General features: G+C 42.6%; 20 protein-coding genes. 10 read left to right on the forward strand and 10 right to left on the reverse strand.

Features of this window, described 5'->3' with window-relative positions; all coding sequences use genetic code 11:
• Positions 1–86 precede the first annotated feature (86 nt).
• The 8 genes from cyoE to AACX38_RS03330 all read right to left on the reverse strand — a co-directional run bounded on the left by cyoE (position 87) and on the right by AACX38_RS03330 (position 8434).
• Positions 87–971, reverse strand: coding sequence for a heme o synthase (gene cyoE, locus AACX38_RS03295; protein ID WP_228857829.1), 885 nt, complete (start codon positions 969–971; stop codon positions 87–89).
• Positions 972–983: 12 nt separating this feature from the next.
• Positions 984–1316, reverse strand: coding sequence for a cytochrome o ubiquinol oxidase subunit IV (locus AACX38_RS03300; protein ID WP_086955395.1), 333 nt, complete (start codon positions 1314–1316; stop codon positions 984–986).
• Positions 1316–1927, reverse strand: coding sequence for a cytochrome o ubiquinol oxidase subunit III (locus AACX38_RS03305; protein WP_099111553.1), 612 nt, complete (start codon positions 1925–1927; stop codon positions 1316–1318). Before AACX38_RS03305 ends, AACX38_RS03300 begins: the two co-directional genes overlap by 1 nt.
• Entirely contained in the window at positions 1927–3909 is a 1983-nt protein-coding gene (gene cyoB / locus AACX38_RS03310; RefSeq protein ID WP_099111554.1) for a cytochrome o ubiquinol oxidase subunit I, read from the reverse strand. The genes AACX38_RS03305 and cyoB overlap by 1 nt, the downstream gene beginning before the upstream one ends.
• A 4-nt stretch (positions 3910–3913) precedes the next feature.
• Entirely contained in the window at positions 3914–4891 is a 978-nt protein-coding gene (gene cyoA / locus AACX38_RS03315; RefSeq protein ID WP_099111555.1) for a cytochrome o ubiquinol oxidase subunit II, read from the reverse strand.
• Between the two features lie 350 nt (positions 4892–5241).
• Positions 5242–6003 (reverse strand): nucleoside-specific channel-forming Tsx family protein, encoded by a 762-nt coding sequence (locus AACX38_RS03320; RefSeq protein ID WP_228863535.1) that lies wholly within the window; start codon positions 6001–6003, stop codon positions 5242–5244.
• A gap of 236 nt (positions 6004–6239) precedes the next feature.
• The gene (ampG, locus tag AACX38_RS03325) at positions 6240–7766 is read right to left on the reverse strand and encodes a muropeptide MFS transporter AmpG (RefSeq protein ID WP_228863536.1); all 1527 of its coding nucleotides are present in this window, start codon (positions 7764–7766) and stop codon (positions 6240–6242) included.
• An 80-nt stretch (positions 7767–7846) separates the two neighbouring features.
• Positions 7847–8434, reverse strand: a complete 588-nt coding sequence (locus AACX38_RS03330; RefSeq protein WP_099122266.1) for a lipoprotein — start codon at positions 8432–8434, stop codon at positions 7847–7849.
• A gap of 244 nt (positions 8435–8678) precedes the next feature.
• On the opposite strand from AACX38_RS03330, the gene bolA reads away from it, so the two are divergent.
• The 9 genes from bolA (at position 8679) to AACX38_RS03375 (ending at position 19343) form a co-directional block, all read left to right on the forward strand.
• A complete protein-coding gene (gene bolA, locus AACX38_RS03335) occupies positions 8679–8996 on the forward strand; it encodes a transcriptional regulator BolA (protein ID WP_099122213.1) in 318 nt (105 codons plus the stop codon).
• A 491-nt stretch (positions 8997–9487) separates the two neighbouring features.
• Positions 9488–10792 carry a trigger factor gene (tig, locus tag AACX38_RS03340; RefSeq protein ID WP_228863537.1) on the forward strand — a complete coding sequence of 435 codons (1305 nt, stop codon included), beginning with the start codon at positions 9488–9490 and terminating at the stop codon, positions 10790–10792.
• 259 nt (positions 10793–11051) lie between these two features.
• Positions 11052–11675 (forward strand): ATP-dependent Clp endopeptidase proteolytic subunit ClpP, encoded by a 624-nt coding sequence (gene clpP, locus AACX38_RS03345; protein WP_086955403.1) that lies wholly within the window; start codon positions 11052–11054, stop codon positions 11673–11675.
• Between the two features lie 144 nt (positions 11676–11819).
• Complete coding sequence (gene clpX, locus AACX38_RS03350; RefSeq protein WP_099111560.1) at positions 11820–13091, forward strand: ATP-dependent protease ATP-binding subunit ClpX; 1272 nt, start codon at positions 11820–11822, stop codon at positions 13089–13091.
• A 208-nt stretch (positions 13092–13299) separates the two neighbouring features.
• Complete coding sequence (lon, locus tag AACX38_RS03355) at positions 13300–15654, forward strand: endopeptidase La (RefSeq protein ID WP_228863538.1); 2355 nt, start codon at positions 13300–13302, stop codon at positions 15652–15654.
• Positions 15655–15893: 239 nt separating this feature from the next.
• Positions 15894–16169: a nucleoid-associated protein HU-beta gene (gene hupB / locus AACX38_RS03360; RefSeq protein ID WP_153043670.1), complete on the forward strand. Its 276-nt coding sequence runs from the start codon at positions 15894–15896 to the stop codon at positions 16167–16169.
• Between the two features lie 226 nt (positions 16170–16395).
• Positions 16396–18261, forward strand: coding sequence for a peptidylprolyl isomerase (gene ppiD, locus AACX38_RS03365; RefSeq protein ID WP_228863539.1), 1866 nt, complete (start codon positions 16396–16398; stop codon positions 18259–18261).
• Between the two features lie 147 nt (positions 18262–18408).
• Positions 18409–18786: a ComEA family DNA-binding protein gene (locus AACX38_RS03370; protein WP_228863540.1), complete on the forward strand. Its 378-nt coding sequence runs from the start codon at positions 18409–18411 to the stop codon at positions 18784–18786.
• Positions 18787–18932: 146 nt separating this feature from the next.
• Positions 18933–19343: an acyl-CoA thioesterase gene (locus AACX38_RS03375; RefSeq protein WP_099122218.1), complete on the forward strand. Its 411-nt coding sequence runs from the start codon at positions 18933–18935 to the stop codon at positions 19341–19343.
• A gap of 42 nt (positions 19344–19385) precedes the next feature.
• Here AACX38_RS03375 and queC read toward each other — a convergent pair whose 3' ends face one another.
• Both queC and AACX38_RS03385 read right to left on the reverse strand, forming a co-directional pair.
• The gene (gene queC, locus AACX38_RS03380; protein ID WP_228863541.1) at positions 19386–20084 is read right to left on the reverse strand and encodes a 7-cyano-7-deazaguanine synthase QueC; all 699 of its coding nucleotides are present in this window, start codon (positions 20082–20084) and stop codon (positions 19386–19388) included.
• A 32-nt stretch (positions 20085–20116) separates the two neighbouring features.
• Positions 20117–21169, reverse strand: a complete 1053-nt coding sequence (locus AACX38_RS03385; protein ID WP_228863542.1) for a PLP-dependent cysteine synthase family protein — start codon at positions 21167–21169, stop codon at positions 20117–20119.
• Between the two features lie 121 nt (positions 21170–21290).
• Here AACX38_RS03385 and AACX38_RS03390 point away from each other — a divergent pair, with 121 nt between their 5' ends.
• Positions 21291–21752 (forward strand): Lrp/AsnC family transcriptional regulator, encoded by a 462-nt coding sequence (locus AACX38_RS03390; RefSeq protein WP_099122221.1) that lies wholly within the window; start codon positions 21291–21293, stop codon positions 21750–21752.
• Positions 21753–21759: the final 7 nt, after the last annotated feature.

A 21759-nucleotide genomic window follows, 5' to 3' on the forward strand; every position in this document is an offset into this window, starting at 1 on the left:
TATGACATTTTAGCTAGACAGGAGTAAAGCAATGTTTGCAAGAGAAAAGGAAAGAAAAATGGCAGGTTTTCCCTGCCATTTGAATACTACCGGATGTAAGTTAGCGCTATTTCTGGAGATGCCGCAGAATCCACAGACATCATAATACTCAAAGACATGATGGCGACAATAGAGAATATAAATAACTTACGAGCCCAAGCTCGATCATTTGTGGTTTTATAACCGGATAAAGCCATCCCCAGCCACCAGATACTTACTACTGCAGCAACGATGAGGTATTTATAACCTGCATAGCCACTGATTGTCAGCATCAGCGTAGCAACCATAAATGCCAGGATATAGAGGGTAATGTGGTTTTTTGCCACAGAGATACCCTTAATAACAGGCAAAACTGGAATATTGGCGGCCTGATAATCTTTGAACCGAAAAATAGCAATGGCGTAAGAGTGGGGCATTTGCCATAAGCTGAAAATCAGCAATAGAATCAACGCACCCATGTCAAACTGCCCTGTTACGGCACAATAACCAATAACAGGAGGTGCTGCACCTGACAAGCTACCTACCAGCGTGCCATAAATAGACTTCCTTTTCATGTAGAGGCTATAAACCCCTACATAAATGACAAACCCGATGAGAGCTAACAGCATTGCTAAGGCATTGGCTGCTACATAGAGCAGCACCATGCCAGCAATACCTAACACTGAGGCGTAAATCAGGCTGATTTTCGGATTGATAAGCCCTTTAACAAGGACCCTTTCTTTTGTTCTTTCCATGATCCTGTCAATATCGCGGTCAATATAGTTGTTAAATACACAACCTGACGCTACTACCAACGATACTCCGACCATTGTTGCAAAGAACAAGGGGTAATCTATTACGCCCTTGGAAGCGAGTAGAAAACCACCAATCACAGAAATTAGATTTCCGAAAATAATTCCTGGTTTGGTCACTTGTAGGTATTGCTTAATCATTCAAATCAACTCTTAATCAACCATCATATTGATATTCAGGTTGTACATAATCCACAGTGAGCCAACGACAACGATGGCAATAACCAACAATGTGAATATTAAAGCAACAAGGTTCCAGCGTTCTTCAGATGATGTATTCATATGCAGGAAGCAGATGAAATGCACAAAAATCTGAATAACAGCCATGACAACCACGGTGACGAGGATTGTACTGTGTGAAGCAGTACCATCCATTACCATCCAGAATGGGATCACGGTCAATATGACTGACAGGATAAAGCCAATCATATAAGTTTTGAAGCTACCGTGGCTGGCGCCGGTATGAGAAGTATTTGGATGACTCATCACATAGCTCCCATCAGATAAACGACAGTAAATACACAGATCCAGACAACGTCAAGGAAGTGCCAGAACAGGCTCAGGCAGTTCAGGCGAGTCTGGTTCACGTCAGTCAGACCACGGCGTGCAACCTGAACCATCAGAACAATAATCCAGATCAGACCAAAGGTAACGTGCAGACCGTGAGTCGCAACCAGTGCGAAGAAGGATGACAGGAATGCACTGCGGTCAGGACCAAAACCTTCTGAGATCAGTTTATGGAATTCGTAAACTTCCATTGAAACGAAGCCCAGACCCAACAGGAAGGTAACGAACAGCCACAGGTTTACCTGACCAGCTTTACCTTTGTTCATGCCCAGCATGGCGAAACCGTAAGTGATACTACTGAACAACAGCAGGAAGGTTTCTACCAGCACAAATGGCAGTTCAAAAATTTCTTTACCTGACGGGCCGCCTGCTGTGCCGTTAGCAAGTACAACATAAGTTGCAAACAGGCTTGCAAACAGAACCAAGTCACTCATCAGGTAGATCCAGAAACCAAATACTTTGTTGGCTCCTGTATCGTGGTGCCCATGAGCGTCATGGGCGGCTGTGTTATTAAGGGTTTGAGTCGACATTATTTCGCACCTGCCTTTCTCAGTTCTTCGTAACGCTGATCTTCAATTTTTTCGACTTCAGCTACAGGAACGTAGTAATCAACGTCTTCGTCAAAGCTTTTCACGATGCAGCTGATGACAATACCTGCGAAACTTGCAATAGCCATCCACCAGATATGCCAGATAAACGCAAAGCCCAGCACCAGACAGAATGCACTGATAATCACGCCAGCACCTGTGTTTTTAGGCATATGAATTTCTTCATATTTAGCAGGGCGCTTATATTCAGTACCTTTTTCTTTCATATCCCACCACGCATCACGAGTCTGGATGTGTGGAACTTCCGCAAAGTTATAGAACGGAGGTGGAGATGAAGTTGACCATTCCAGAGTACGGGCACCCCATGGGTCACCAGTCAGATCACGGTTCTGTTCACGATCACGGATACTGACGTAGAACTGGATAACCTGACACAGAATACCAAGAGCAATCAGGACAACACCACCTGCTGCAACAACCAGCAAAGGATGGAATTCTGGGTTGATATCCTGGCTCAGACGACGGGTCATACCCATGAAGCCCAGCGCATACAGAGGCATAAAGGCAACGAAGAAGCCAGTGATCCAGAACCAGAATGCACGCACGCCCCATTTTTCATTTAGGGTGAAACCGAATGCTTTCGGGAACCAGTAAGTAGTACCAGCGAAACAGCCGAATACAACACCACCGATGATAACGTTATGGAAGTGCGCAATCAGGAACAGACTGTTATGCAGTACGAAGTTTGCACCCGGAACAGCTAACAGAACACCTGTCATACCACCAATGGAGAAGGTGACCAGGAAGCCAACAGTCCACAGCATCGGGGTTTTGAATTCGATGCGACCACGGTACATCGTGAACAGCCAGTTGAAGATCTTAACCCCGGTCGGGATAGAGATAATCATCGTGGCAATACCGAAGAAGGCGTTAACGTTCGCGCCGGAACCCATGGTAAAGAAGTGGTGCAACCATACGATGAACGACAGAATGGTAATAACAATTGTCGCCCATACCAGAGAGGTGTAACCAAACAGACGTTTTTTCGAGAAGGTTGCCGTAACTTCAGAGAAGATACCAAAGACAGGCAGAACCAGAATATAAACTTCAGGATGACCCCATGCCCAGATCAGGTTGATGTACATCATCATGTTGCCGCCCATATCGTTGGTAAAGAAATGGGTGCCCAGATAACGATCTAGGGTTAACAATGCGATTGTCACTGTCAGAATAGGGAATGCTGCAATAATCAGTACGTTGGTACACAGTGAAGCCCAAGTGAAAACAGGCAGTTTCATCATGGACATACCTGGCGCACGCATACGCAGGATGGTCACGAAGAAGTTAACACCTGTCAGCAACGTACCTACACCGGAGAGCTGAAGACTCCATATCCAGTAATCAACACCAACTCCCGGGTTGTATTCCAGACCGGATAGAGGTGGGTAGGCCAGCCAGCCAGTTTGTGCGAATTCGCCGACCCCCAGAGAGAGGTTGATCAGAACGACACCCACGACAAACAACCAGAAGCTCAGGGAGTTCAGGAATGGGAATGCGACGTCACGTGCCCCGATTTGTAGAGGAACCACGATATTCATCAGACCAACAACGAAAGGCATCGCCATGAAGAAAATCATGATTACGCCGTGCGCGGTAAAGATCTGATCATAATGGTGCGGGGGCAGGAAACCTGCTTCACCAGCGGAAGCCAGGGCTTGCTGTCCACGCATCATGATGGCGTCAGCAAAACCACGCAGCATCATTACCATGGCAACAACGATATACATGACACCGATTTTTTTATGGTCGACACTTGTCAACCATTCGCTCCAGAGCCATTTCCATTTGCCGAAATAAGTTATGGAACCAACTACTGCCAGTCCCCCGAGAAGGATCCCCAATAAAGTAACCACAATAATGGGTTCATGTAATGGGATCGCATCAAGTGTTAATTTTCCCCACATGTCTTTATTCCTCAACACCTGCATGAGCCGGTTGACTCATATTCATATTATGACCCGCAGCTTCACCATGTTCTGCTTTGTCATGGCCTGTTTTGCCGTGAGACATACCAAACATACCACCATGACCCATATCACCCATAAACTTGGCGATAGTTTCCTGGAACAGTTTTGGTTTCACGCTTGAGAAGTATTCAACTGGGTTGTTCTGGCTAGGTTTTGCCAATGCATTGAATGCCTGCACTGTGTCCAGAGTTTTAGGTGACGCTTTAACTTTTTGTACCCACTCTTCAAAACCAGCACGATCTTCAGTTGCAGTTGCGGTGAATTTCATGCCAGAGAAGCCATGTCCACTGTAACTGGCTGAGAAGCCATCGTATTTGCCTGCTGAGTTAGCAATCAAGTGCAGTTTTGTCTGCATACCTGCCATTGCATAAATCTGACCGCCTAACTGTGGAATGAAGAAAGAGTTCATCACAGAGTCAGAGGTGATTTTGAAGTTAATTGGCACATCTTTAGGGAATACAATTTCATTTACGGTTGCAATACCCTGCTCCGGATAGATAAACAGCCATTTCCAGTCGAGGGAAATAACTTCAATCGTTACCGGCTTCACATCACTGTCCAGTGGCTTATATGGATCGAGCTCATGAGTCGTTTTCCATGTAATCGTGGCCAATACGATGATAATCAGGATAGGCACGGTCCAGACAACAAGCTCAATTTTATTTGAGTGTGCCCAGTTTGGACGATAGGTTGCAGATTTGTTGGCTTCCCGGTAACGTAAAGCAAAGACGATTGCCATTACGATAGCCGGGATAACAACGATCAGCATCAGGCCAAACGCTGTCAGTATCAGCGTTTTTTGCTCAACGCCGATCGCCCCTTTGGGATTCATCAATACCATATCACAACCACTTAGCATTAAAGTGGCTGCGAGTAGTGACGATAACCCAATAGTTTTTTTGTATTTCATAAGTCTCATTAGAGCGACCCCAGATAACAAAAGCTTTATTGTCGTTTCATCAGTGCGGGCATTCTACGGTAAGGTTACCGGAGTGTAAACAATTGTAATAGAAGCAGGATGGCTTGTAGGCTTTTTATGCTAGAGGGATCACATGCAATATGAGATTTAACAAAAAGTTAACTTCGGGTGGTTATTGTATCCAATAAATCAAAATAGGCAATATTTTTTATATAACTATCTATTTTTAAATAAAGTTTTCTTAATGAAAATTACAGGTAACGTTTTTAAACAGACAAAGTTTCAGTAAATAAATCATGACTTTTAATCTTGGTGAACAGTTTTGAACTGTTCACCAGTTAAACTAATTATCAGAAGTTATATTTTACACTGTAAACAATACCATCCTGAAGGAAATCTTCCCCTAATTTATTGTCAGCATAACGGTATTGAATTCCGGCAGTAAAAGAATGGTGTGGATTCCACCATAACCCTACTGCGCCGTTGACTCCGTCAGGGCCACCGTTGCCGTAACGCTTATTGCGGTTTAATTCAATTTCATTCCAGTTTGTGACGCTGAATTTTTGTTCCCACAGGTTGAAATCGTATCCGGCAACCCAGCCTACAACATAACCGTTGTTTCCTGAGTAGAATTTGTTGTCGGTATAATTTAAAGCGACGAACGGTTTGAACCACAGACCTGCGAAGGTTGTATTATAACCTAATCCATAGAGTGTATTGACTTCATGGAAGTTTCCGCCATTTCCGGGAAGAGAGTAGCTTCCGTAAACATGTCCGTAAAGATTGAAACCTGTCTCTCCCAGATAATAACGACCTGTTGTTTTGAAAGCGTAGCGTAGATTATCACCGGGTTGTGCAGTCTTGCTGTTAAATGGATTTTCTAAATCAAAGAAACCATACAGCTCTCCCCAGCTGAAGCCTGCTCCACCTTCTAGTTCCATATAAGCGAAATCATCTTTGTGAGAAGACTGCCCGGTTTTGTGTGTTGTGTGTTTGCTCCAGTCAAGGTAGTTCATGCTGACATTGGCAAACCCCCACTGGTATTCCGCGCTGGCTGAAGCAGAAACCAAGGCGGCAGCAACTGCTGTGAGTGTCAAAATATGTCTTTTCATAAATTCCCTTTATATGGCTTTAGATAAATAAAGATATTTTGGATAGTTCGAAACAAAATAAATGTGAACGTGAGAATAATAATATTTATTAGTACAAATATAAATGTTCCCCCTCTAGAAAAGATGTTTCTTGGGTCACATAATTTTAGTTTTTTACTATTATTGTGATAATAATCACTAAATAAGAGCAACAAAAGACTGAACTTTGTCAGCCTTTTGTTGTAGCGGTGAGAATTTTAAGCAAATTTGCTTTTTTTCAATGCGATGTAGTCCAGAATACCACCTAGCAGTAATCCTATGACACCAATGACAACGCTCCAGGACAACATAGGGTATATAAAGTCACTTATGTTATTAAAAATCTCGATATATTTTGGAGAGATGAAAAGCACCAAAGTGACAATATGTGTTATTACAAACACCAGGCTATTTATAATCAGCCAGGCAACAAAAATAAGTGCAGCCAGAGTCATCGTCAGGAAGGCCAGCCGATAATAGCGGCTGAATAGTGTCCGGGGAATAAAACTATCCGTTTTTTGGGTATAAGCTAGTGTACTACGACAAACCAGCAGTAGAGCCAGGCCCGGAAATCCAAGCACAATGGAAAACAGATAAAACATTGGCCAGCCATGAGCCTCAGCAAACCAGCCTGCAACCGGGCCAACATACACTCGTCCTACCGCGGCCAACGCTGAAAGAAGAGCAAATTGTGTCGCTGAAAAAGACTTATTGCAAAGTGTCATGAGTAGGGCAACAAATGCTGCTGTGCCCATACCACCACAGATATTCTCCAGAAATATAGCACCCCCCATGACATAAATATCTTTGGGGGTGACGGCAAGTATCCAATAACCGAAATTTGAAATGGTTTGCAGGATCCCGAAGATCATCAATGCACGGAACAGACTCCACTTTTGCATTAAATAACCACCATATAGTGCTCCTATAATGGTAGCGGCCAGCCCAAGGGTTTTATTGATCATACCAACTTCGGCTGGATTAAAACCAACTCCTCGGATAAGAAAAGGTGTGCTGAGGGAGAGGGCGAAAGCATCAGCCAATTTATACATAACAATTAGTAGAAGAATAAGCCAGGCATTATTTCGACTAAAAAAATCAAATAAAGGTTCTACGACGGCTTGATGTAACGTTTTTGGTGGTGCTGTATCTATTTGGGGTTCTTTAGCCGTAAGAGTAGCATAAACACCAATCAGCATCAGACCGGCCATAAGCCAGTACATACTATTCCAGCCAATATAAGTTGTTACCCATAGGGCTAAACCGCCGGAAACCAGCATTGCCAACCTGTAGCCCAATACAGAAATCGCAGCTCCGGCACCGCGCTCTTCCTGTTGAAGCAGGTCGGTTTTATAGGCGTCGAAAATAATATCTTGAGAAGCAGAAAAGAAGGCGACAGCAACTGCTAATGCGGCTAACCACCATAAATGTTGTGAGGGATTCAGAAATCCCATCCCTGCTATGCTGATAATAAGAAAAAGCTGGGTAACAAGCATCCATCCACGTCGCCGTCCCAGAAATGAAGGAGAATAGCGATCCATGGCAGGTGCCCAGAGAAATTTAAAGACGTAGGCCTGACCAACTAAAGTGAAAAAGCCGATAGTTTTAATATCAACATCTTCCACTGTCATCCATGCCTGTAATGTTCCTGCTGTAAGAGCAAGAGGAAGGCCTGATGCGAAACCCAGTAAAAGAAGAATGCGATAGTTACGTATTGCTGATAAGTTAAGAGCATGATTTGCCATAAGCCCCTCCAATACTTTCTGCCTATAGTCTACCGAAAGTCACTTCAATAGAATCAGGCAGAAAGCATATTCATATTCTGTTAGCGAACGTTTTGTTTGATGAAGGTGCTGATTGACGAATCTTGGGCCATATCTGCGATAACATCCGATAATACAGTATTAACAGCATCAGCAATTTTTGCGTTAGTTGCACTTAATGGAGCCTGAACATTATAGCTGGTGCGATAGTTCTTGATTTGTTTACTGCCATCCTGAGCATAAACAATCACTGAAATTTCTGCTTTTGCTGAAATATCGTGACGTAAACTGCCTTCTTTAACATTGGCATAAAGCTGATTGACAACAACTTGCAAGTTGGCATTAGCCGGAGAGCCAATCATATAACCACGAGCGACCATTTGCTTTTCCAGTGCTTCTTGCAGTAAAAAGCGTAAATCGCGTGAAGGTAGCAGCGTGACTAATTTTGCATCCCGGTTTACTTGAGCCAGGGCTTGAGATTGCCGCTGGTCGACCCCACTAATACTGATTGTGATAGCTTTCATCGTCGGGTCTGCTGATGGCAGGGCGATTTTAGGCTGAATAGCGAGTGTATTGCTGGGAGTTGCACAGCCAGTCAGATTGGCTAAAAAGAGCAGTGCGGTAAGTGGAATAAGTATTTTCTTTAGCATGTAAATGGTCTCATTCTGGATACGGATACCCGGTATAGTAATACAGGTAGTACAAACCGTTGCAATCATAACACTGCGATAGGTAGTGGCATATCCCTAATGCTTACTAATTGAAAGATATAGGGAAATAAACAAAATGTATTTGGTTTAAGATAATTAGATGTTTGAATCCTATAAATCGCGGGAAATAAACTAAAATCAATATATGGTTGATTAATAACCTTTGGTGACTAAGGAGAATGAGATGGTTCGTCAGGAAATAGAAACAAAGTTACGGGCGGCATTTAAGCCTTCTCATCTGGAAGTTATTGATGAAAGTTATCGTCATAATGTACCAGCCGGTTCTGAAAGCCATTTTAAAATAATTGTAATCAGTAATGCATTTATTGATCAGAGGATGCTTAACCGTCATCGCTCAGTATACAGCACCCTGGTTAATGAAATGGCTGGAGGAGTACATGCTCTGGCACTTCACACATATACAGAAAAAGAGTGGATGGAATTGGAAGATACTGTTCTGAACTCGCCAGCATGCCGGGGAGGAACGGCGACGACTTCATGATTTTACAGAGTAGAGAGCTTGTACTTACTTTTTAATTAATTTGGTTTTCACGTTAAACTACAGCCTTCGGGCTGTATTTTTGTTTATACCCGTCATTTTAAGTTATAGCGTTGCTGGTTATGCATGCCCACCCGGTTACATCATGCATTATGTAACCAAGGAAATTTTCTTGCCATCGCGCTCTATCTTGAAGTTTATAGGGATATTCATACCGAATAACCAATGACATGATGTGGTTATTGAGCAATGCTTATCACATAAGTCAACGAATATTGCACGCTTTTGCCAGCAATTCTCGACTCATACTGTCTGCATCGCTATAATGCTGCGTCTAAATTTTTACAATAGTTTCGGGGCGCTTCTGATCACAGGGATTCTCGGTTTTTTAAATGCGACCACCCCGGTTCTTGAAGAGTGCTGCAATTTGCCCGTATCAGGCGTTGTACCATTCTGAAGTTGACCGAGCACTATGATTTTTTTGAGGTAACAAGATGCAAGTTTCTGTTGAAACAACTCAAGGCCTAGGGCGTCGTGTGTCAATCACCGTTCCTGCTGCCGACATTGAAAAAGCAGTTAGCAGTGAGCTGGTTAATGTAGCGAAAAAAGTACGTATTGACGGTTTCCGTAAAGGTAAAGTACCTATGAAAATCGTTCAGCAGCGTTATGGCGCCTCTGTCCTGCAGGATGTACTGGGTGATCTGATGCAGCGTAATTTCATCAATGCGATCATTGAGAATAAAATTAATCCGGCTGGTGCACCAAGCTACAAACCAGAACAGTTTAAAGATGGTGAAGACTTCATTTACGCAGTTGAATTCGAAGTATACCCAGAAATCGAACTGAAAGGTCTGGAAGAAATCGAAGTTGAAAAACCAGTTGTTGAAGTGAAAGATGCAGACGTTGACACTATGCTGGACACTCTGCGTAAACAACAGGCTGACTGGAAAGAAACCGATGAAGCAGCAGCTGCAGAAGATCGCGTAACTGTCGATTTCAATGGCTCTGTGGACGGGGAAGAGTTCGAAGGCGGTAAAGCAACAGACTTCGTTCTGGCAATGGGCCAAGGCCGCATGATCCCAGGTTTCGAAGAAGGTGTTGTTGGCCACAAAGCGGGCGACGAATTCACTATCGATGTGACTTTCCCTGAAGATTATCATGCTGAAAACCTGAAAGGTAAAGCGGCTAAGTTCGCAATTAACCTGAAGAAAGTTGAACAGCGTGAACTGCCAGAACTGACTGAAGAGTTTATCAAGCGTTTTGGTATTACCGAAGCGACAGTTGACGGTCTGCGTGCAGAAGTTCGTAAAAACATGGAACGTGAACTGAAAAATGCAGTACGTAACCGCATTAAAACTCAGGTTCTGGATGGTCTGGTTAAGGCTAACGAAATCGACGTTCCTGCTGCAGCTATTGATGGCGAAGTTGATGTACTGCGTCGTCAGGCGGCACAGCGTTTCGGTGGTAATGAAGCGCAGGCTCTGGAACTGCCTCGTGAGCTGTTCGAAGAGCAGGCAAAACGCCGTGTAGTTGTTGGTCTGCTGTTAGGTGAAGTTATCAGCAGCAATGAGCTGAAAGTTGATGATGAGCGTGTTAATGCGCTGATCGAAGAAATGGCTTCTGCATATGAAGATCCAAAAGAAGTCGTTGAATACTACAGCAAAAACAAAGAAATGATGAACAACATCCGCAACGTTGCTCTGGAAGAGCAAGCTGTTGAATTGGTTCTGAGCAAAGCAAAAGTTTCTGAAAAAGAAACTGGCTTTAATGATCTGATGAATCAGAATCAAATGGCATAAGTTTCATTTATTGATTACCTGAGATGATGAATTCTTCTCTCAGTAATGCAAACCCGCAGGCGTAGCTTGCGGGTTTTTTTTATTGTCCTTGAAAAAAACAGATTTAACCTCATATCCTTTCTTACTATTATGTAATGGCTTACTACTTTTTATAGAGGGAAGCCCTCTGTTAGTTAACTTTGGATCATGGTCATCATCGCTTATCTCAAGTAGAATCAGTTATGAATGGCACCAGCGTGAGTTCTATTAGGAGACGGAAATGTCATACAGTGGCAAGCAAGATCAATATGCACCTAACATGTCTTTGGTGCCGATGGTGGTTGAACAGACAGCACGTGGGGAACGTGCATTTGATATTTATTCCCGCTTATTAAAAGATCGAATTATTTTTCTGACTGGTCAGGTAGAAGACCATATGGCGAACTTAATTGTCGCTCAGATGCTCTTCCTGGAAGCAGAAAACCCAGAAAAAGACATTCACTTATATATCAACTCACCGGGTGGGGTTATCACAGCTGGTATGTCTATTTATGACACCATGCAATTTATTAAGCCAGATGTGAGTACTATTTGTATGGGGCAAGCCTGCTCAATGGGTGCGTTCCTGTTAACTGCTGGTGCTAAAGGGAAACGTTTCTGTTTGCCAAATTCCAGAGTGATGATCCATCAGCCATTAGGTGGGTTTCAGGGGCAGGCAACAGATATTGAAATCCATGCGCAGGAAATACTCAAAGTTAAAGCACGTATGAATGAGTTGATGGCAAAACATACGGGGCAATCGCTTGAGAAGATAGTCGAAGATACAGAACGTGATCGTTTCTTATCAGCCGGGGAAGCCGTAGAATACGGATTGGTTGATAGCATATTCACCCAGCGCAACTAATTTATTGATAATTAATTTATTACTCCAACACTATAATTTAAAGGTGAATTTTTGTACAATCACCTGATTATGCAGAGTAATGACAGCGTTTTTTCTGTTATGCCAGATAGACTGGGATAACAGCTCATAAAGTGAGGTTGACTGATGACAGATAAGCGCAAAGACGGTTCAGGAAAGCTGCTGTATTGCTCTTTCTGCGGGAAAAGCCAACATGAAGTCCGGAAATTAATAGCTGGCCCGTCAGTGTATATCTGCGATGAATGTGTCGATTTATGTAATGATATCATTCGCGAAGAAATTAAAGAGCTAGTACCACATCGTGAGCGTAGTACATTGCCTACCCCTCATGAAATTCGCCAACATCTGGATGATTATGTCATCGGTCAGGAAATGGCGAAAAAAGTACTAGCGGTAGCCGTTTATAACCATTATAAGCGCCTGCGTAATGGGGATACTAATAACGGTGTGGAATTAGGCAAAAGTAACATTCTGCTAATCGGGCCAACCGGTAGCGGTAAAACTTTGCTGGCAGAAACACTTGCCCGTTATTTAGATGTACCATTTACCATGGCTGATGCTACGACCCTGACTGAAGCAGGTTATGTTGGGGAAGACGTAGAAAACATTATTCAAAAGCTTTTGCAAAAATGTGACTACGATGTACAAAAAGCGCAGCGTGGTATCGTTTATATTGATGAAATAGATAAAATCTCCCGCAAATCTGATAATCCTTCAATAACACGTGATGTGTCAGGTGAAGGCGTTCAGCAGGCACTGTTGAAATTGATTGAAGGCACAGTAGCAGCTGTTCCTCCTCAGGGTGGTCGTAAGCATCCACAGCAAGAGTTCCTTCAGGTTGATACATCTAAAATTCTGTTCATCTGTGGCGGCGCATTTGCCGGGTTGAGCAAGGTTGTTAGCCAGCGTTTGAATGTCAGCTCCGGAATAGGTTTTAGTGCTACAGTTAAAGGTGAATCAGAGAAAGCAACTGAAGGTGACTTGCTTGCTCAGGTTGAACCGGAAGATTTAATCAAATTCGGCTTGATTCCTGAGTTCATTGGCCGTCTGCCGGTTGTGGCAACGCTGGGTGAACTTAATGAAGAAGCTTTAATCCAGATTCTGCAAGAGCCAAAAAACGCGTTGACAAAACAGTATCAGGCTTTATTTAATCTGGAAGGCGTTGAGCTGGAGTTCAGAAAAGAAGCTCTGACAGCGATTGCTAAAAAAGCAATGGTGCGTAAAACGGGTGCTCGTGGTCTTCGCTCAATTGTGGAAGGTGTTTTATTGGACACAATGTACGATCTCCCATCAATGGAACATGTAGAAAAAGTTGTCGTTGATGAGACGGTTGTTGAAGATAAATCCGCACCATTATTGATATATAGCAAACCGGATGCTCAAGTTTCTGGTGAGTGATGAAAATAGGGTAAGAAGTACCGGCCATCAATTCGCATTGAAAAAATAAAATGAGGGATTCTCCCTCATTTTGCTTTTTGCAGACTCAGGCTATTGAATGTCGGATTCCTGTCCCCATATATTTTATATTCTTTGAAGTGAAACTCGTGAAAACCGTGTTTCACGAGATTCCTAAAAACTGGCGAAAGCTAAACGAAGAGAGAGCTCTATGAATCCTGAGCGTTCCGAACGCATAGAAATCCCTGTATTGCCTTTGCGCGATGTAGTGGTTTACCCACATATGGTGATCCCTCTGTTTGTTGGGCGAGAGAAGTCGATTCATTGTCTGGAAGCAGCAATGGATCATGACAAACAGGTCATGTTGGTAGCGCAGAAAGAAGCATCCACTGATGAACCGGGAGTCAATGATCTATTCTCCGTAGGTACAGTGGCTTCTGTTCTACAGATGCTGAAATTACCAGATGGCACAGTGAAGGTTCTGGTTGAAGGCTTGCAGCGTGCCCGTATTACGACACTGACAGATAACGGTGAATACTTTTATGCGCAGGTTGAATATCAGGACTCCCCGATCGTTGATGAGCGCGAGCAGGAAGTTCTGGTAAGAACCGCGATTAATCAGTTTGAAGGCTATATCAAACTGAATAAAAAAATCCCGCCGGAAGTGCTGACATCACTACACAGTATTGAGGATGCCGCAAAACTGGCTGATACCATTGCTGCTCATATGCCATTAAAAATCAATGACAAACAGGCTGTTTTAGAAATGTCTGATGTTGTTGAGCGCATTGAATATCTGATTGCAATGATGGAATCAGAAATCGATCTGCTACAGGTAGAAAAACGAATTCGTAATCGCGTTAAAAAACAGATGGAAAAAAGCCAGCGCGAATACTACCTGAATGAGCAAATGAAGGCGATTCAGAAAGAATTAGGTGAGATGGATGATGCGCCTGACGAATATGAGACGCTGAAACGTAAGATCGAAAATGCCAAGATGCCTAAAGAGGCACGGGAAAAAGCAGAAGCTGAGCTGCAAAAATTAAAAATGATGTCCCCAATGTCAGCGGAAGCGACGGTTGTGCGCAGCTACATTGACTGGATGGTGCAGGTTCCATGGAACGCACGCAGCAAAGTGAAAAAAGATTTGGTAAAAGCTCAGGAAATACTGGATACCGATCACTACGGTCTGGAACGAGTCAAAGAGCGTATCCTTGAGTATCTGGCAGTACAAAGTCGAGTCAGTAAAATCAAGGGACCAATACTTTGTCTGGTTGGGCCTCCGGGTGTGGGTAAAACCTCACTGGGGCGTTCCATTGCTCGTGCAACTGGCCGTAAATACGTCCGCATGGCACTGGGTGGAGTACGTGATGAAGCAGAAATACGTGGTCATCGTCGTACTTACATCGGATCAATGCCGGGTAAGTTAATCCAGAAAATGTCTAAAATCGGGGTTAAAAACCCACTGTTCCTGTTAGATGAAATTGACAAAATGTCGTCTGACATGCGCGGTGATCCAGCATCGGCTTTGCTGGAGGTTCTTGATCCTGAACAGAACGTGACATTTAACGATCATTATCTTGAAGTGGATTATGATCTGTCTGATGTGATGTTTGTGGCGACATCCAATTCCATGAATATTCCGGCACCTTTGCTGGATCGTATGGAAGTGATCCGCTTGTCAGGTTATACCGAAGACGAAAAATTGAATATTGCCAAGCGCCATCTGTTACCTAAACAGATTGAACGCAATGCATTGAAAAAAAGTGAACTGACCATCGATGATGGTGCGATTCTCGGCATTATCCGTTATTACACCCGTGAAGCCGGTGTGCGTAGTCTGGAACGTGAAATTTCCAAACTGTGTCGTAAGGCGGTTAAAGCATTGTTGATGGATAAAGCGCTTAAGCATATCGAGATCAATGCTGAAAACCTGAAAAATTATCTGGGTGTTCAGAAAGTGGATTATGGTCGTGCTGACACCGAAAACCGTGTTGGTCAGGTAACAGGGCTTGCATGGACTGAAGTTGGTGGCGATCTACTGACCGTCGAAACAGCCAGTGTTCCGGGTAAAGGCAAATTGACTTACACCGGTTCATTGGGAGAAGTCATGCAGGAATCCATTCAGGCTGCATTGACTGTAGTCCGGGCTCGCGCGGATAAGCTGGGCATCAGTTCTGATTTCCACGAAAAGCGCGATATTCACGTTCATGTGCCTGAGGGCGCAACACCTAAAGATGGCCCGAGTGCAGGTATCGCAATGTGTACGGCGTTGGTTTCCTGCCTGACTGGTAATCCGGTTAATGCTAATGTGGCGATGACTGGTGAAATTACTCTGCGTGGGCTTGTTCTGCCTATTGGTGGTTTGAAAGAAAAATTGCTGGCAGCTCATCGTGGTGGAATTAAAACGGTTATTATCCCTGATGAGAATAAACGCGATCTGGAAGAAATTCCTCAGAACGTGATTCAGGATTTGGAAATCCACCCTGTTAAGCGTATAGAAGATGTTTTGACTATTGCTTTGCAGGAGCCTGCATTTGGTGCAGAGGTGGCATCACTAAAGTAGTACAAAAATAGTGAGCTGAATCAAGACCATGTATGAAAATAAGGCTGGTAAGCTAATTCAGGCTTGCCAGCCTTTTTTGTCTCATTAAGTTATCTTAATCTAAAGATCTGATTAAATATTTTGCTGTTCTATGATTTCTTGCTAATACTGGAATTGATTGATATAACGGCAAGACTGTCGTGTTAGCCGTTATAAATAGGCGTTTGTTACGATAGTAAAACTAAATGGGGATGATAAGCGTGAATAAGTCACAACTGATCGACAAAATTGCTGCTGATGTGAATATCTCTAAAGCAGCAGCCGGGCGTGTAGTAGATGCATTCATTTCTTCAGTTTCTGGAGCATTGAAAGGCGGTGATGATGTCGTTTTAGTAGGGTTTGGGACATTTACTGTACGTGAGCGGGCCGCTCGCATAGGACGTAACCCTCAGACAGGCAAAGAAATCAAAATCGCAGCAGCAAATGTACCTGCTTTCCGTGCCGGAAAAGGCTTAAAAGATGCTGTTAACGGGTAATTGTTACATAGCCACCTTATTTACCATTAAAGTTATACCCTATGGGTTCAAAATGTCGTCAAACAAAGCTGTCATTTGTAAGTACCGTGCAGATTAAACTGACTGGCTGGAATCGATAGGTTAAAATATAAGCGCGTCACTTGATTGATGCGCTTTTTTTCTCTTAGCGTTCGAATTAGCGTAATATGGCAGTTTCTTTTTCACTAAAGCGGAGTTTTACGTCTTTATGATGGACAACCTACGCACAGCGGCAAATGGCCCAGTGCTTAAAATCGTGTTGGCTCTAATTATCCTGACCTTTTTGGTGACGGGTTTAACAGGCTACCTGTCAAGTGAAGGCGGTAATTATGCTGCCAAAGTGAATGGTCAAACCATTAGTCGTGCTCAGTTAGAACAGGTATTTCAACAAGATAAAATGTCACTACAAGAAAGGCTGGGAGATCAATTCTCTGCCCTGCTAAGTAATGAGCAGGAAGTGAGAGCTTTGAAACGCCAGTCACTGGACAGTATTATCAATACCGTTTTACTTGAACAATATGCAAATAAGCTGGGATTATCAGCTAGTGACGAACAGGTAAAGGAAGAAATCCGTAAGCAGAGTTATTTCCAGACTGACGGTAAATTTGATAACGAAAAATATTTACAGGTGCTCACAAACGCCGGCCTGAATCCGGATAATTATGCGGAGCAGATTCGGCAGGATCTGATTTCCCGCCAGCTGCGTACAATATTAATGAGTACCGAAATTGCTTTACCAGCAGAAATTAAGCAGCTTGCTGAGTTATCGCTACAGGAAAGAACGGCTCGTCTGGCAACTCTTGAACTGAAATCAATCGAAGCACAGCAGTCTGTGACAAATCAAGAGCTGAAAAATTACTACAATATGAACAGTAAGCATTTTACTGTTCCTGAGAAAGTCAAAATCAGCTACATCAAGATGGATGCTGCGGATGAACTGAAAAATGTTACCGTGACTGACGCTGATATTGAAAAGTACTATAAAAACAATCTGTCAAAATATACGCAGCCAGAAAGAAAGAAATACAGCCTTATCCAGCTGGCATCTGAAGCTGACGCAAAATCGGCTCTGGATGAATTGAAAAAAGGAGCTAATTTCAGCAAATTAGCAGAAGAAAAATCAACAGATAAATATTCTGCTAAACAAGGAGGGGATCTTGGTTGGATGGAAGATAGCTCCTCACCTGACGAAATCAAATCAGCTCATTTAACAGAGAAAGGGCAACTTTCTGCTGTTATAAAATTGTCTAATGGTTATGCAGTTTTCCGTCTGGATGATATTAAGCCTCAGGTAGTGAAGCCACTTGCTGATGAGCGCTCAACCATAGAGAAAACGGTTAAGCAGGAAAAAGCGATTGATGCATTTTATGCATTACAGAGAAAAGTGAGTGAAGCTGCAGCCAATGATAATGAGTCTTTAGCAGCGGCAGAGCAGGCGGCAGGTTATAAAGCAGTCACTACAGACTGGTTTGATAGAGACCACGTTCCGGCAGATATCAATTTCAGTCAGGTCGTTCAGGCGATTTTCTTTGGTAATTTGGTTGATGATAAAAGCCCTTCAGGAACCAATTCTGACGTGATCTCTGTTGATGGTGACAGGGCCTTTATCATTCGCGTTGATGAGGTTAAACCTGAATCTATTTTGCCATTTGAAGAAGCCAAAACTGAGGTGACTGAGTTGGTTAAACGTCAGAAAGCTGAAAAACAGTTACAGGTTGATAGTGAAAACCTGCTTACAGCATTAAAAGCAGGCAAGGGCGATCAAGCACTGAAAACGGCAGGAATTCAGTTTGGTGAACCAACGGTAATGGCACGCAAAACCAGTCCGGTTACTGATGTATTATTTACGCTGCCTCACCCTAAAGACGGTAAACCTGTATATGGGTTAGCGTATGATGGAGTTGGTAATGCTGTTCTGATTCAATTAGATAAAGTCATTCCAGGCTCTATTTCGGAAGAGCAGATTAAACAGGCAATGATGATGGAGCAGTATCAGATTAGCAATACTATGTTTGAATCCCTGATCAATAATTTGCGTGATAATGCTGAGATTAAATTAGGGCAAATTGATTAAATTGCGATGCTATTCGCAATTTCTCTTGCAAAATAGTAATTGAAAAAGGCCACTTTCGTGGCCTTTCGCATATCTGGATCTTCCCTGTTGTGTTGAAATTTTGTTATGGCACTCTTTTATCCGTCAACAAAACATGGAGGAATTTTTATGAAGTATCTAAAGGGACTATTTAATTCATTTGTTCTTATTTTGGGTATCAGTATGCCATTGTCTTACGCTGTTGCAGCAGGAGAGCTTGTTAATAAAACAGCACAGGTTCAACCAACTGACCCTCATAAGATAACGGCTGAAAAAAGTGAATTAAATAACAAGGAAGAAAAAACGCTTTCAGGAAAAGTCAATATCAATACAGCGAGTGCTGAACAATTAGCGAAAGAACTTAATGGCGTTGGTGCCAAAAAAGCACAGGCAATTATTGAGTATCGTGAAAAATATGGCTCATTTACAGCCATTGAGCAGCTACAGGAAGTGCAAGGTATTGGTCCAGCATTTATAGAAAAAAATCGAGATAAATTAATTCACTGATTAAAAGCCTTCTTGGTAAATACGCAAATGATTTTATCAAGGGGGCTGTGATACTGATCAAGAATCATTGATTAAACATTATTGTAATTAAAATGTTCTGCTATTGTTAATCACTTTCTGGTCAGATGAGTTTAAGGAAAAGAGTCATGAGTACAATTATCAAAGTCAGAGGTTATCATATTGATGTTTTCCAACATGTAAATAATGGGCGTTACTTAGAGTTTATGGAGGCTGCTCGTTGGGATTTGTTTTCTGACAGTGACACGTTGCAGTGGTTAAATAATAATAAAGTTGCTTTTATTGTAGCCAATATTAATATTAACTATCGTCATCCAGCCGTGCTAGGAGATGAATTGGAAGTGCATTCATCCATGCAGGAATTACGTAACAAAAGTGGTACTTTTTTTCAGAAAATTATACGTAAAGGAGATAACAGGGTTATCGCTGATGCTTTGAGTACATTTGTTTGCGTTGATTTAAAGACACAACAAACGTTAGTGCTTGAAGGTGAATTACGCGAAAGATTAAATGAGTTTAAAAATGAAACAGTAAAGTGAGAGATTTTTGGTATCTCCCACTGATAGACTGAATTATTTGTATTAGTTCAGTTGAGTTTTGGATTTCATTTCTGCCATTGTCGACTCGGCATTATTTAAATAAACATTTAATCCGTTAGCACGAAGATGGCAGGCTGCGCACTCACCACAGCCATCGCCCTGTATACCGTTATAGCAAGTGAGAGTCTGGGAACGAACAAAGCCCAGTTTTTGGTAATAATCCGCTAACGCCCAGGTTTCTGCTTTGTTGAGCCACATTAGGGGAGTTTCAAAGCGTATGTTGCGAGCGATGCCGAGACAGACCGCATTGTTCAGGGATTTGACAAACTCATCACGGCAGTCAGGGTAACCGGAAAAATCAGTTTCACAAACGCCAGTAATAACGGCTTCAGCCTCAACCTGATATGCATAAATTGCAGCCAGAGTTAAGAACAGTATATTGCGGCCAGGAACAAACGTATTTGGTAGGCCATTTTTTTCGCTTTCACTAAAATCGGGTACAGGAATGTTATCTCTTGTCAGGCTGCTGACTGCAAGCTCATTCAATAAAGTAACATCAAGTACCTTATGGGCGGCTGCACCAAGCTCTTTACTGATGCGGCTGGCAACATCAATCTCAGCACGGTGGCGTTGACCATAGTCAAAAGTGACACAATGGACTTCATCATATTGGCGGAGTGCCTGAATTAAGCAAGTTGTGGAATCTTGTCCACCACTGAATACAACAACGGCTCGTTTCATGATACCTACCTTTTTAAATTGAAGAAGGTATGTTACTCATAACTATTTAATTTGGGTAGTTGTGTGAGATATTGCGTGAGGTCACCGATATTATTTTTTACCCAGTCAGGATTGTAATAGGTATCAAGGTAGCGTTCGCCGCTATCACATAACAAAGTCACGATGGAACCTTGCTGGTTGTTATCATGCATTCGCTTGGCTAACTGTAAAGCTCCCCAGACATTGGTTCCTGTTGAGGCGCCTGTTTTTCTGCCAATGAGTTTTTCCAGCCAGTGGATAGTGGCGATAGACGCACAATCAGGAACTTGCATCATGCCATTGATTACATCGGGTATAAAAGAAGGTTCAGCGCGAGGGCGTCCAATACCTTCGATTCTACTGCTGGCACTGCTACGGATTTGTCGACAATTCTGTTGGTAGCAATCATAGAAAACGGAGTTTTCAGGATCAACAACAATAAGCTTGGTAGCGTGTCCCTGATAGCGCATATAACGGCCCAGTGTTGCGGAGGTTCCGCCAGTTCCTGCTCCCATCACAATATAAGTCGGTTCAGGAAAGGGCTCTAATTCCATCTGGCGGAAAATGCTTTCGGCAATGTTATTGTTACCTCGCCAGTCAGTTGCGCGTTCAGCATAAGTGAATTGATCCATATAATGGCCATTCAATTCTTTTGCCAGACGTTCTGACTCTTCATAAATTAGGGCTGAATGTTCTACAAAGTGACATTTTCCACCGTAAAATTCTATTTCCTGAATTTTGCGTTTAGCTGTACAGGTAGGCATTACTGCAATAAAAGGCAGGCCAAGTAAACGGGCAAAGTAAGCTTCAGAAACAGCGGTGCTGCCGGATGAGGCTTCAATAATGGGTGTTCCTTCATCTATCCAGCCATTACTGAGTGCATAAAGGAAAAGTGAGCGAGCCAGTCGGTGTTTAAGGCTACCGGTAGGATGAGTACTTTCATCTTTAAGATACAGATCAATCTCTGGAAACATAGGTAGATTGAGTTTAATTAGATGGGTATCAGCACTACGTTGATAATCAGCTTGAATAGATTTTATGGCATTAGCAGCCCATAAAGATGACATAAATTGACCCTGGGTAAAATATATTTTCAATGTATAGAATACTCTTACATTTGGAGAAATAGGTTGTTATCTTTTTGAAGCTGTTCTTTATTTTTAGGAAAATTTTCTACAGGATATAGGTATGTTAGATAAAACAGACCGCAAGTTATTAAAGCTGCTCCAACAGGACTGTAGTCTGTCCTTGAATACATTGGCAGAAGCCGTTAATTTGACTTCTACACCTTGCTGGAAACGTCTTAAACGGCTTGAAGATGAAGGATATATCGTTGGAAAAGTTGCGTTGCTTAATGGAGAGAAGCTTGGATTAGGCCTGACTGTGATTGTCATGATAAAAACTCAGCAACACAGTAGTGAGTGGTATGAACAGTTTGTTACTTTTGTTAAAGAGATGCCGGAGGTTTTGACGTTCTATCGTATGGCTGGAGAATATGATTATTTAATGCATGTAGAAGTTGTTGATATGAAAAGTTATGATCGGTTCTACAAACGCATGGTTAATGGGATACCTGGCTTGATAGATGTAACCTCAAACTTTGCAATGGAAAAAATAAAATATACAACGGCGTTACCTATACCAGATTAGACAATGA

The organism is Xenorhabdus sp. PB30.3 (assembly GCF_963895965.1).
In the GTDB taxonomy this organism is placed as follows: Bacteria; Pseudomonadota; Gammaproteobacteria; order Enterobacterales; family Enterobacteriaceae; genus Xenorhabdus; species Xenorhabdus stockiae.